Raw genomic sequence first — 12,643 nt, forward strand, 5'->3', positions numbered from 1 at the left:
ACACCTTATAATAATGCCATAGTCAATTAGCAACTAATAAAACTAGCGAACCATGGTCTTTTCTGTACGGAGGTACTGTATCGTATTTTTAGTTCACAGTCTTCCGGTTAATCTTTTTGGCTATAATCTTTTGCAAAAGAAATAATACAATAAAATTATAAGGGAGTATTACTATGAGTAATAACTATATAAATAACTTAGTGTCTCAAATGTCTCAAAACAAGATTTCTACTGAAACTATTGTTTCTGAGGTAGGTCAAACACTAGCTGTTTTAAAGGATTATGGGATTCAGAAAATCAATTTACGCTCCTTAGGGAAACAAGCAACTAAAAACTTAGTGTCTCAAATTGAGTGTCTTGATGTAGCTACCCATGTGTCTAACAATGCTGAATACGCCTACTATACCACATTTAACAGGATTAGCAATGATTGTGAATTAGGCAAGCATGCGATAAAAGATAGCGACGTCTCTGCCTACCGCTTTATGCTAATAGATATTGACCCTGAGCGTCCAAGTGGGACTTGTGCTACAGAAGCAGAAAAACAATCTGCAGTTTCGTTGGCTGATGACATACTAGACTGGTTCATTACCTATGAGATATTAAACAAAGACAGAGTAATTATTGCTGATTCAGGAAATGGTATCCATTTCCTAGTACCTTTAGACTTTCTGCCAGCCAATACAACAAAAGGTAAAATCAAAGAAATCTTAGGCTTGCTAGATAAGAAATTTTCCAATCAGCAGGCTAAAATTGATGTTACAGTTTTCAATCCAAGTCGAATAACTCGATTATATGGTACATTGAACTGTAAAGGGGTAAATACTCCTGAGCGACCATACCGTCAAAGCAGACTTCTATATGTACCAATTGAGAAAGTAACTGGTTTGACAGAAGAAAATCTAAACTCACTCATTACGCAGTTACAGACAGCAATTGTAAATCATGCAGATGAATCTGTCAAGCAAAAAAACGAAGTGAGTGATGTGAATCCGTATATCCTAGCAAAAGGAGAAGAATGGCTAAAACATTATAATTTAGAGTTTCATTCATATAAAGAAGATGAACATGGCACTAAATTATATCCATTCAAAACTTGCCCAATGAAAGAGCATTCAAATACTGATAGTGGAGCATGTTTCACCATAACCAAATATGGAAGATGTAGGTTTAAGTGTCTCCATGCTAGTTGCTCAAGTAAAACTATTAATGATTTCATATCTAAATATCCATGCCCCGAGGAATTCTTATTAAAAGAATCTTCGACAAGTAGGAAAGAGATACCAACACTAGAGGATTTAATAAATGGGAAGAAATACAACTTTGGAGATTACGAAGTTAGTAAATCTGGTATATATAAATTCTCTGATAAAAAGACTGAAATCATATCATCCACTCCATTCTTTATTTCTAAAAGCTTCTTCAATATTGACACAAACCACTTTCAGTATGAGTTGCAGTATCTAATTCAAGGTAAAAAGAATACCCAAAAAATATTAGGGATCACTCTATCACCTTATAAGATTTCTGATTTAACAAAATTCGGTATTATTTTAGCATCAGCACCTCAGAAAGTAATTGAATATCTTAATTATCAGTTAAAAACAATCCCTATTCAGAATATCCATTCATATGTAGGGTGGAAAACAAACGATTCAGGCACATTAACTTTCAGGTTGGATAGAAATTATGGAGATACAGAAGTAAGTCTACTAGTAGATAACTCTCTCTTTAATTTGTCGTCACGAGGAACATTTGAAGAATGGAGACAAATGGTCCTTGATAATGTACTTGATAGCAATATGGAGATTGCATTATGTGTGGGTTTTAGTTCAATCGTACTAGGATACCTAGCAATCACTGATAAGCCTGATATTGGAAGCTTAATCGTCAATTTCTACGGGCAATCAACGAGCGGTAAGACAACAGCGCTGCATTTAATTAATAGCATTTACTCTAGTCCAGTAAATAACATGTATTCATTCAGTGCTACTCAGAATGCTTTACTTGCCATTTTGAATGAAAACAGAGGAGTAGTGACTACAATTGACGAGTTATCAGCTTCAAGGAGTACAGACCTATCGGAACTATTGTATCAAATCGGACAAGGTAGAAGTCGTTTACGACTGAGTTCCTCTTCTACGCTATCTGAACAGCTACGATTCAATACTGTAATCGCTACAACCTCGGAGGTACCTATGGTAAGCTACCTTAATTCAAATCAGGGATTGCATATGAGATATATAGAACTTTCTTCTGAGGAAGCTTGGACAAAAAATGGAGCTATTGCTGATGATATCAAACTAAGATGTTCTCAGCACTATGGAGTGGCCAGTGATGCATTCATGGAAAAAATTTTTAAACATGAACAGGGAACTGGATACATAAAAAAGGTGTATCAAATAGCTTATACTGAACTATTAGAGAAACTTCCAGAAAGTAACTTTAAGACCCGAATATGCACACTATATGCCGTTATTTATAGTTCTGCAATGCTGGTTAAGGAACTGCTAGACATAGATATCGACAAAAAGAAAGTTTGCGAGTTTTTAATAAAGACAGAGATAGAAACTTTAGATAAAAGAGGTGAAATCCCTTCTGATTTATATGATAAGATAGTGGATTATACTTTATCTCACGCTGGACTATTTAACATCAAGGATGGATACTCGACAGGAGGAAAGAAAATAGGAATGATTAAAGCTCAGAAAGGAACGTATAGAGTCTATTTCTTCAGAGAGGAGTTCGTCAAGATGTTAAAAAAAGAATTCTCTATTTCTAATGTTGAAAAAGCCATCCAACTATTAATAAGTCAGAATAAATGGATAGCGGATAAGAGGCGAAATGTAAAATATGTAACCTATGAAAATCATAAAATCGCAATGTATTGCTTAGAGTTACCAATGCACTGGAGAAATTTTGCAATAGAGGCAGAGATAATAAGGGGGTATTAATAATGGAAACGATAGATTACACCGCACTCATTAAATTGGGGTATAAACAGCATACTGCCAAGACTATTATTCGACAAGCAAAAATTTGGCTTGTCGAAAATGGGTATGAATTTTATCTAAATAAACGTTGCGGTATTGTTCCAGCCTACGCTGTAGAAAAAATAATAGGAATTAAAATAGAGAGGTGAGTTATAATGAGTAAGACAAAATATCCTTGTGTATTCAAAAATGATAAAACCGGGTTCTACTACTACAGTGTTGAATTAGGCTTAGATAGGATAACTGGAAAACGAATTCAGAAAAAATCCTCTAAATCAACACACGGTAATCCTTTTCGTACTGCTAAAGAAGCGTATGAGGAAGTTACAAGAATTAAGCTTGAATATCATAAGGTAAGAAATTATAGCGACTATGATATCACCTATGAACGGTTTATGAAAGAGCATTATTTACCTATGTATGAACGAAGTGTTGAAATAGGTACTTGGCGGTCAAGACAACCAACACTTAACTTGTTGATACAGAAATTCGGTAAAATTAAATTAAGAAACATCACTCTCACAAACTGTGAGAAATTTAGAGTCTACTTATTGAATCATAACAGGTATTCACAAAGTTACGCCTCTATAATCTACGGAACATTTAGAAAAACTTTGGATTATGCAGTAAAGATACAATACTTAGAAAAGAATATCTCTAAGCAAACTGATGCAATTTCCAAGGGACGAACAACAGTAGCTTACTGGACAAAACAAGAGTTCGAAAAGGTACTGACAAGCTTCTATATTGATGACCTTTATGAACACATGTCTTTTATTGCAGTTTGGTTATACTATATGACTGGAATAAGAGTGTCTGAAGGGTTAGCACTAAAGTGGACGGATGTAGACTTAGAAAATAAAAAGTTGCGGATACACGGTACTTTGGAGAGAAGAGGAAGAGCAGAATATGAAGTAAAGAACTATACGAAGACCATAAGCAGTCAACGTATTATCTCTTTAGATGATACAACTGTCCAACTGTTGACGAAATGGAAACAGAGACAGGAAAAACAGCACATAGCTCCTTTCATCCTTAGTTATTCTAAAACACCTCTCTACCGTTCGACAATTAATAGAATTATCAAACGCCATGCCGATATTAGTGGTGTCCACCCAATACAGGCAAAGGGGCTAAGGCATAGTCATGCAAGCTATCTCATTAATGAGCATAACATTGATGTCCTAGTGATTTCTAGAAGATTGGGACACTCAAGTCCTGAGATAACGCTAAAACATTACGCTCACCTATGGTCTAGAAATGACGAAAGCGTAGCACAGGCTATAGAGGATGACATTACTATTAAGCATAGTATAGAAAGTAAGGTGAAGTTTAAAGGAAACCAAAGTATAAAGAAAAAATAAAAAAATAGCCCCCAACGCATAAAGGTTAGCGTTGGGGGTTAAAAGTAGGGAGAGAGGCAGGGAATAAGTTAACTAAAAGTTGCGATAAGTAGAGTAACTTATTGATAAATCCTTATAAAATCAATTGAAAAAAGGTTAGGACAGAGGTCGACTTATTCCCATTCAACCGTTGCTGGTGGTTTGCTGGTGATATCGTAGACAATACGATTAACATGATCTACTTCATTGACGATACGAACGGAGATTTTTTGCAATACTTCCCAAGGAATTTTAGCAAAATCTGCAGTCATTCCGTCAATAGAAGTAATAGCACGAATTGCAATAGTGTAGTCATAAGTTCGACCATCTCCCATGACACCTACCGAACGAACACCAGTATTCACAGTGAAGTATTGCCAAATATCACGATCGAGTCCAGCTTTCACGATTTCTTCGCGAAGAATGGCATCAGATTCACGAACAGTTGTGAGTTTTTCTTCGGTAATCTCGCCCATAATACGAATGGCAAGTCCTGGACCTGGGAATGGCTGACGCCAAACAATTTCATCTGGCATACCAAGTTCTGTACCAAGCGCACGAACTTCGTCTTTATAAAGTGTATTGAGAGGCTCAATCAGCTCAAACTGCATGTCTTCTGGCAGACCACCAACATTATGGTGAGACTTGATAGTTTGAGCAGTATCTGTACCAGATTCGATAACGTCAGTATAAAGCGTTCCTTGTGCGAGGAATTTTACATCTTTTAACTTGCTAGCTTCATCGTCAAAAACATAAACAAACTCATTACCAATGATTTTACGCTTTTGCTCTGGATCAGAAACACCAGCTAATTTATCAAGGAAACGTTTGGCGGCGTCTGCTTTGATGATATTCAGACCGAATTTTCCTCCAAGGGAATCCATGACTTGATCTGCTTCGCCCTTACGGAGCAATCCATGATCTACAAAGATGCAGATAAGCTGGTCTCCGATAGCTTTTTGAAGGAGAACACCAACAACGGATGAATCAACACCACCTGAAAGCCCGAGAAGAACACGTTTATCGCCAACCGTTTCTCGAATTCGCTTGATTTGCATTTCAATAAAGTTATCCATTGACCAGTCGCCTTTGGCGCCACAAATATTCAAAGCAAAATTGCGTAGAATATCATACCCATAAACAGAGTGGCGTACTTCAGGGTGAAATTGAATGCCATAAATCTGCTTTTCAGGTTGCTCAATAGCTGCAAATGGACAGTCGGCAGAAGTACCAGTACGTACAAATCCTTGAGGAATTTCGGTGACAGCATCTCCGTGGCTCATAAGAACGATTTGTTTTTCAGGAGTTCCTGCAAACAGTTTAGAGACAGTATGAGTGAGCTCGGATTGACCGTACTCACGGTTTCCGGCATTTCCAGCAGGTACAACTTTCCCACCTAATTTGTGAGTCAAAAGCTGCATTCCATAGCAAATTCCCAAAATTGGAATACCCAATTCTAAAATTTCAGGATCAATGTCAAATGCTCCTGCTTCATATACAGACTTTGGTCCACCTGACAAAATGATTCCGACTGGATTTATCTCACGGACCTCAGCAGCTGTGATTTTATTGCTTTTCAGCTCAGAAAAAACACCAATCTCGCGGATTCTGCGTGAAATAAGCTGATTGTATTGGCTCCCATAATCCAGTACAATAATTCTTTCGACATCTTGCAATTCAGTTGTAATTGTCATTTCTTCCCTTTCTTAAAAGACTTTTCTTTGTTTATTCTAACACAAAATAAAGACTTTTTCCAATAACATTAAGTAGCGATTGACTTTTATTTCAATTGATAATACAATGAAGAGAGGAAACCATTCTTGAAAGGGGTTACTATGCTTCCAGCTTATATTAAAATTCACGATCAAATAAAAAAAGAAATTGACGAGGAAATCTGGAAAATCGGGCAACGTCTGCCAAGTGAGCGCGATTTAGCTGAACAATTTGAGGTTAGCCGCATGACACTTCGTCAGGCAATCACTCTTTTAGTCGAAGAAGGAGTGCTAGAGCGCCGTATGGGTAGCGGTACATTTGTAGCCAGTACACGGGTTCAGGAAAAGATGCGCGGCACAACCAGCTTTACAGAAATCATCAAATCCCAAGGCAAGACACCTTCAAGTCAATTGATTTCTTACCGTCGAACACTGCCAAGTAAAGAAGAGGTCGAAAAATTAGGAATTGAGAAGACGGAAAACGTTGTCCGAATGGAGCGGGTGCGGTATGCGGATAATATCCCCGTAGTTTACGAAGTCGCTTCCATTCCAGAGAAATTCATCAAAAATTTTAATAAAGAAGAAATTACGAAACATTTTTTTCAAACCTTACAAGAACATGGCTATAAAATCGGAAAATCTCAACAGACCATTTATGCTCGTCTTGCCAAAGAAAAGATTGCACATCATCTAGAAATTCCTAAAGGACATGCCATTCTTGCTTTGACACAGATTTCTTATTTTGACGACTGCACCGCTTTTGAATATGTTAAAAGTCAGTATGTCGGCGAACGATTTGAATTTTATCTGGAAAATAACTGATTTAAATTACATAATTTAATATACGTAAACACCCTTAGTGATTTAAGAGTGTTTTTTAGTGAGTAAAGCTCTTCACTAGTAGAGTTTATCTGTATTTTTTGATATAATAATCTTTATGGAAATTGAAAAAACCAACCGAATGAATGCTCTTTTTGAGTTTTATGCAGCGCTTTTAACAGATAAACAAATGAATTATATCGAGCTTTACTATGCGGATGATTACAGTTTGGCTGAGATTGCTGAGGAATTTCAAGTTAGTCGTCAGGCTGTTTATGATAATATCAAACGAACAGAAAAGATTCTGGAAGACTACGAAAAGAAGCTCCACATGTATTCAGACTATATCGTCAGAAGTCAGATTTTCGATCAAATAATGGAAAAGTATGCAGATGACACCTATTTACAAGAGCAAATTGCAATTTTATCCAGTATTGACAATCGAGAATAGTGAATTGTCGACTCAAAAATACCAAAACATCATCAATAACAATAACTAGGAGAAATAAAATTTATGGCATTTGAAAGTTTAACTGAACGTTTACAGAATGTTTTTAAAAATCTACGCAGAAAAGGAAAAATTTCAGAGAGCGATGTTCAAGAGGCAACCAAAGAAATTCGCTTGGCACTCTTGGAAGCCGATGTGGCTTTGCCAGTTGTTAAAGACTTTATCAAGAAAGTTCGTGAGCGCGCTGTCGGACACGAAGTCATTGATACACTAAATCCTGCTCAACAAATCATCAAGATCGTTGATGAAGAATTGACCGCTGTATTAGGCTCTGATACGGCAGAAATTATCAAATCTCCAAAAATCCCGACTATTATCATGATGGTCGGTCTTCAAGGTGCTGGTAAGACTACGTTTGCCGGAAAGTTGGCCAATAAACTCAAGAAGGAAGAAGGCGCTCGTCCTTTGATGATAGCTGCTGATATTTATCGTCCGGCGGCCATTGACCAGCTTAAAACTCTTGGTCAGCAAATCGATGTACCAGTCTTTTCGCTAGGCACAGCAGTACCAGCAGTAGATATTGTTCGTCAAGGTCTGGAGCAAGCCAAGGCTAATCACAACGACTATGTCTTGATTGATACGGCAGGTCGTTTACAAATTGACGAAAAACTCATGAATGAGCTGCGCGATGTCAAAGCACTGGCTCAACCAAATGAAATCCTCTTGGTCGTAGATGCTATGATTGGTCAAGAAGCCGCCAATGTAGCTCGCGAATTCAACGCTCAGTTGGAAGTGACTGGGGTTATTCTGACCAAGATTGACGGCGATACACGTGGTGGTGCAGCCTTATCTGTCCGGCAAATCACTGGTAAACCAATCAAGTTCACTGGTACTGGTGAAAAAATTACCGATATTGAAACCTTCCACCCAGACCGAATGTCTAGCCGCATTTTGGGCATGGGAGATATGTTGACCTTGATTGAAAAAGCTTCTCAGGAGTATGATGAGCAAAAAACACTTGAGATGGCTGAAAAAATGAGAGAAAATACCTTTGATTTCAACGATTTCATTGATCAGCTAGATCAAGTACAAAATATGGGGCCAATGGAAGACTTGCTAAAGATGATTCCTGGCATGGCTAACAACCCTGCGATGAAGAATTTTAAGGTAGATGAAAACGAAATTGCTCGTAAACGTGCCATTGTATCATCTATGACACCTGTCGAACGGGAAAATCCCGACCTTCTTAATCCAAGTCGTCGCCGTCGGATTGCTGCAGGTTCTGGTAATAGCTTTGTCGAAGTGAATAAGTTTATTAAGGACTTTAACCAAGCAAAATCCGTCATGCAAGGTGTCATGTCTGGCGATATGAATAAGGTGATGAAGCAAATGGGGCTCAATCCTAACAATTTACCGAAAAATATACCAAATATGAACGGTATGGATATGTCAGCCCTTCAAAATATGGACATGTCCGCTTTAGGGGGAGCTGGTAATCCTGATATGAGCCAGATGTTTGGTGGCGGACTTAAAGGAAAAATCGGCGAATTTGCAACCAAACAAGCCATGAAACGTATGGCAAATAAAATGAAAAAGGCTAAGAAAAAACGAAAATAAACATATTTTGTAGTAAATGATGATTGGAATAAAGCAGTTCAATTTGGTGGGCTGTTTTATTTTTTTTGAAAAACTATTGACATTTGATGATAAACGTGTATTCGAGAAATTTCAGGAGGACAATTACAACGCGCAGGTATCTGTCGTGCGTCGTGCTATGATAAATCAACCAGAACTTTTATTTGCTGATGAACCTACAGGTGCTTTAAACTCAAAAATCAGCCAGAAAGTGATGGAAAGTTTTAAAGAAATCAACAAAAAAGGTGTGACTATTGTTTTAGTCACTCACGATAGAGCAGCTTACGCCAACCGAATTGTCTTTATGCAAAATACTTACTGAACTAGAAAATATAAAAAAACAAAACCAAGATATTCAAAACGATAACGATGATAGTGATAATATAACAAGATCAGTTGTATAAAATTCAGTGATTCCAACCAATCTTATTTTGTATTGTGTATTATCTATTACAAAGTAAAAACTAAAAATTTATGTACAATTGACTTAACATGAACTAGACTATTGATACAACTGAATTAGAAGCATAAAGTACATTCTTTAAAAAGTGTACTTTATTTTTGTTTTGTACATTATTTTAGGGGTGAATAATGTACATTTTGAGTTGTGATTTATGGTGGTTAGGTAGTATGTTCAATTGTACATTTTGGTGGGTATGGAGTGGGTGAGGTGAGTTGGAATAAAGTACATTTTATGGGGCATTAAATTGACAATAGAATTTTTACCTTTTTGTAGTTTAACCATACTGTAAATGCACCACCTTTATAGTAGTGGTATAATCAAGGTAGCAGCAATATAAAGGAGGGAAGTTGTTATTGGATTATTGAGTTTATCTAAGATTGGCCTTGACAAATCATTCCAAGGCTACTAAAATTAAGTTGTTGCAACCTTCTGGTTTTTGGTACAAGGGTACCTAGAAGGAGAATTTTGTTATGCAAATTGACAAAACTAAAATTATTCTAAGTCTACTAGACTTTGCAACAACTGTCGTTACTTCCATTAAAGAGGTTATGATTGCTCAAATTGAGACAAACTCTGGAGATTAACGATATAAAAGCATATGATCTTGTACGATTATATGCTTTTCTTATTTTTAAGGAGAATAAGTGTTATGAGTCAAAAACAGTTTACAGAATTTGAAAATCAAGATTATGGTATTGTTATTATAGAACTCGTGAAAGATATCTATTATAGTGGAGTAAGTACTAGTAGTAAGTTGGTATTAATCCGCAAATTCACGGAATTGATTTCGAGAAAAATTTTAAATTTAGGTGAAGGAGCTAAGATGACATTAGGTGAAATAGCACATCCTAATCCTAAAAAATTTCCACGGACGTATAAGTTATGGGAAAAACTAGATGCTTCCTTTAGAGATGATTTTTCAAAAATTGTGCAAGAGATTGCAGAGCTAAGTAACCAGTACGCCCACACACAAGTCAACAAACCAGCTTCTGACGAAGAATATTTAAGAGCTGAAGAGCTAGTGTCTGAGTTGTTTTCACTCTTATTTGTAAAATACTTTACAAAATTCGAGCTTACCGTGTTGTCAGACCCCAATGTTCTAACTGCTTTTTCTCACCTACCACCAGTTATTCGCTATAAAACACTAGAAAAGTTAATGGGTGAGAAAGCAATTTCTGAATTAAATGTTCGAATTTTAGATAAGTTTATGTTGGCTAAAGTGAAATACCAAAGCTTGGGTGAAGCATTCATCTGGTTATTGAAAAATCGAGAAGAGATGATTGATGTATCATATCCAACATTTGAAGAAATTGAAGACTTTATTGGGTTGCATGACGATGAATGTTCTTTAGCCTTACGGGAATACAACAATGCTTTTGATTTGTTGCTTGATAAATTATTAGGCCTTAAAATTTTAGTAAACGAATCAGGGCAGTTATACGATGACTTTGAAAGAGCTGTAGTGTATTTCAATGACTTCAACTGTGAATTATACCTCACTGGAACAGAAGAAAGAGAAGAATTTAAAGACCTTATTGAGTTTGCTTTTTTGGGAAGGTGAGGAAGAGAACAGGGTACATAACAAAAGAAGAATTTTATTTAAAAAATCGTCTGTCTAACTAATTAGAAGGGCGAATCTTTTTCATGTGTATGGTGTAAAGTACATTATTTAAAAGGTGTACTTTATTTTTGTTTTGTACATTATTCTAGAGTGGAGTTTTGTATATTTTATAGTGCATCATATCATCTGATTTAAGGAATTGATTTGTACATTTTTTACTCAAGTAACAGCAGAAGAAGTGGTGGTTCAATTGTACATTTTATTTAGATATTGAAAATTATTGAGGTAGATATTATTTTTTAATTTATTGGCTAAATAATTGACAAAGTTTTATAAGAGTGTATAATATAATTATAAAGTTAAACGCAGGTGACAGATGTGTGTTGCTTGTATTTTTTTGTACTAAAAAGGAGAATGGGAAATGACTGATTATATCTTTCAGGATAAAACCGATCTTGTAAATCATTTATTTTATAAATTAAGTGACGCCTCTCCAATTAAAATCCAAAAAACTTTATATTTCTTATTTGCTTTTTATGGAGCAACATACGGAAAATTATCAGGTGAAGAAAGTGTTGGGGAATTAGAATCTGTCAATTACACTAATTTCTTATTTAAACCAAATTTCGAAGCATGGAAGTACGGACCAGTTGATGATGAAGTCTATATAGCTTATCGTGATGATCGTTACGAAGCCGTAGAATTGACTGAAGATAAATTAAATGAAAAGCTTACTCCTTCAGAAAAAAGGAATGTGATTCAATTTATTGACAGCATCATTCAACAAACTGATGAAGTCGATGATTTTACTTTGGTTGATAGAACTCATGAGGATGATGCATGGCGTGTCCCATTTGAGGAAAATGATGGTGAAATGCATATAAAAATGGATCCTCAAGTAATTGTTGATGAATATGCTCAAAAATATGTGTAATGATCAGTTTTTAGTTGATGTGCTTGGTAGCAATCCAAAGCTATTAAAGAAAAAACAATCAAAAATAAAATTCCAAAATAAAGTCTTTAATTCGGAATCATACACACCACCTAATTCGATTGATTTTAAAGATGTTAAATTAGAAGTTGTTTTTAAAGATTGTTCAAAAAAATTTATTAATCTACCAAATTTAAAGTTTTCAAATAAGAAAAATGAATTGGGTGCTGATTCGAAAACAATGTTATGTTTAAAAAAATCATTGATGAACCATCTATTATCCAAAGGAACTCTTCTCGAATTACTATTAAAAATAACGACCAAGGAAAACGAATAAAAGATATCCTGTATAATTTTTTAGAACAGGCTTTTGTTGATTTTCATGAATTTTATTTTAGAAAATCATCCATTTTGGACAATTTCAACATTTTGTCACCCCACGAGGGAAGATTTAGAGTCATTTGTGTTTATACAATCAAATCTTCATCGCATAAAAAAGAAAGAACCAAACACTATTTAGAAGTAGTTCTACTAGACCCATATCATTTATTTATTCCCAGCAAACTCAAGATTAAAGATGAAATTACTGGTAAAGATATATTATTAGACAGTGTACAGGCTATGCATCGAACGTATGAACAAGTTAAAGATTATAATAGAGAGTTTTCACTTGAGAATATTTAATAAAAAAAGAATCAA

At 35.5% G+C, this 12,643-nt stretch carries 11 protein-coding genes; 10 read left to right on the forward strand and 1 reads right to left on the reverse strand.

What is annotated here, in order from left to right; translation table 11 throughout:
• The first annotated feature begins 173 nt into the window (after positions 1–173).
• From IYQ23_RS00265 to IYQ23_RS00275, 3 genes are read left to right on the forward strand one after another with little or no spacing between them, the layout of a single operon-like run.
• Positions 174–2,954 carry a DUF927 domain-containing protein gene (locus IYQ23_RS00265; protein ID WP_049480733.1) on the forward strand — a complete coding sequence of 927 codons (2,781 nt, stop codon included), beginning with the start codon at positions 174–176 and terminating at the stop codon, positions 2,952–2,954.
• A gap of 2 nt (positions 2,955–2,956) precedes the next feature.
• The gene (locus IYQ23_RS00270) at positions 2,957–3,142 is read left to right on the forward strand and encodes a DUF3173 family protein (RefSeq protein ID WP_049480735.1); all 186 of its coding nucleotides are present in this window, start codon (positions 2,957–2,959) and stop codon (positions 3,140–3,142) included.
• 6 nt (positions 3,143–3,148) lie between these two features.
• Positions 3,149–4,357, forward strand: coding sequence for a tyrosine-type recombinase/integrase (locus tag IYQ23_RS00275; RefSeq protein WP_049480737.1), 1,209 nt, complete (start codon positions 3,149–3,151; stop codon positions 4,355–4,357).
• Positions 4,358–4,509: 152 nt separating this feature from the next.
• Here the strand turns inward: IYQ23_RS00275 and guaA are convergent, their stop codons facing one another.
• Complete coding sequence (gene guaA, locus IYQ23_RS00280) at positions 4,510–6,069, reverse strand: glutamine-hydrolyzing GMP synthase (RefSeq protein ID WP_195673744.1); 1,560 nt, start codon at positions 6,067–6,069, stop codon at positions 4,510–4,512.
• A 141-nt stretch (positions 6,070–6,210) separates the two neighbouring features.
• Between guaA and IYQ23_RS00285 the strand changes: the two genes are divergently transcribed.
• The 7 genes from IYQ23_RS00285 to IYQ23_RS00315 all read left to right on the forward strand — a co-directional run bounded on the left by IYQ23_RS00285 (position 6,211) and on the right by IYQ23_RS00315 (position 12,628).
• Positions 6,211–6,909, forward strand: coding sequence for a GntR family transcriptional regulator (locus IYQ23_RS00285; RefSeq protein WP_021001683.1), 699 nt, complete (start codon positions 6,211–6,213; stop codon positions 6,907–6,909).
• A 115-nt stretch (positions 6,910–7,024) separates the two neighbouring features.
• On the forward strand, positions 7,025–7,357 hold the full coding sequence (locus IYQ23_RS00290; protein WP_195672756.1) for a putative DNA-binding protein: 333 nt from the start codon (positions 7,025–7,027) through the stop codon (positions 7,355–7,357).
• 63 nt (positions 7,358–7,420) lie between these two features.
• On the forward strand, positions 7,421–8,971 hold the full coding sequence (gene ffh / locus IYQ23_RS00295; protein ID WP_195673745.1) for a signal recognition particle protein: 1,551 nt from the start codon (positions 7,421–7,423) through the stop codon (positions 8,969–8,971).
• Between the two features lie 16 nt (positions 8,972–8,987).
• Positions 8,988–9,311 carry a hypothetical protein gene (locus tag IYQ23_RS00300; protein ID WP_106384770.1) on the forward strand — a complete coding sequence of 108 codons (324 nt, stop codon included), beginning with the start codon at positions 8,988–8,990 and terminating at the stop codon, positions 9,309–9,311.
• Between the two features lie 790 nt (positions 9,312–10,101).
• Positions 10,102–11,013, forward strand: coding sequence for a hypothetical protein (locus tag IYQ23_RS00305; protein WP_195673746.1), 912 nt, complete (start codon positions 10,102–10,104; stop codon positions 11,011–11,013).
• Positions 11,014–11,434: 421 nt separating this feature from the next.
• Positions 11,435–11,947: a Panacea domain-containing protein gene (locus IYQ23_RS00310; RefSeq protein ID WP_195673747.1), complete on the forward strand. Its 513-nt coding sequence runs from the start codon at positions 11,435–11,437 to the stop codon at positions 11,945–11,947.
• A 243-nt stretch (positions 11,948–12,190) separates the two neighbouring features.
• Positions 12,191–12,628, forward strand: a complete 438-nt coding sequence (locus tag IYQ23_RS00315) for a hypothetical protein (RefSeq protein ID WP_195673748.1) — start codon at positions 12,191–12,193, stop codon at positions 12,626–12,628.
• Positions 12,629–12,643: the final 15 nt, after the last annotated feature.

The sequence above is a fragment of the Streptococcus sp. HF-100 genome (genome assembly GCF_015594635.1).
Taxonomy (GTDB): domain Bacteria; phylum Bacillota; class Bacilli; order Lactobacillales; family Streptococcaceae; genus Streptococcus; species Streptococcus vaginalis.

Excerpts from the sequence above, each read along its gene's own strand:
- IYQ23_RS00315 (WP_195673748.1), top strand. The coding sequence starts at position 12,191 with ATGTTTAAAAAAATCATTGATGAACCATCTATTATCCAAAGGAACTCT.
- ffh (WP_195673745.1), top strand. The coding sequence starts at position 7,421 with ATGGCATTTGAAAGTTTAACTGAACGTTTACAGAATGTTTTTAAAAAT.
- IYQ23_RS00265 (WP_049480733.1), top strand. The coding sequence starts at position 174 with ATGAGTAATAACTATATAAATAACTTAGTGTCTCAAATGTCTCAAAAC.
- IYQ23_RS00310 (WP_195673747.1), top strand. The coding sequence starts at position 11,435 with ATGACTGATTATATCTTTCAGGATAAAACCGATCTTGTAAATCATTTA.
- IYQ23_RS00290 (WP_195672756.1), top strand. The coding sequence starts at position 7,025 with ATGGAAATTGAAAAAACCAACCGAATGAATGCTCTTTTTGAGTTTTAT.
- IYQ23_RS00270 (WP_049480735.1), top strand. The coding sequence starts at position 2,957 with ATGGAAACGATAGATTACACCGCACTCATTAAATTGGGGTATAAACAG.
- IYQ23_RS00285 (WP_021001683.1), top strand. The coding sequence starts at position 6,211 with ATGCTTCCAGCTTATATTAAAATTCACGATCAAATAAAAAAAGAAATT.
- IYQ23_RS00275 (WP_049480737.1), top strand. The coding sequence starts at position 3,149 with ATGAGTAAGACAAAATATCCTTGTGTATTCAAAAATGATAAAACCGGG.
- IYQ23_RS00300 (WP_106384770.1), top strand. The coding sequence starts at position 8,988 with ATGATGATTGGAATAAAGCAGTTCAATTTGGTGGGCTGTTTTATTTTT.
- guaA (WP_195673744.1), bottom strand. The coding sequence starts at position 6,069 with ATGACAATTACAACTGAATTGCAAGATGTCGAAAGAATTATTGTACTG.
- IYQ23_RS00305 (WP_195673746.1), top strand. The coding sequence starts at position 10,102 with ATGAGTCAAAAACAGTTTACAGAATTTGAAAATCAAGATTATGGTATT.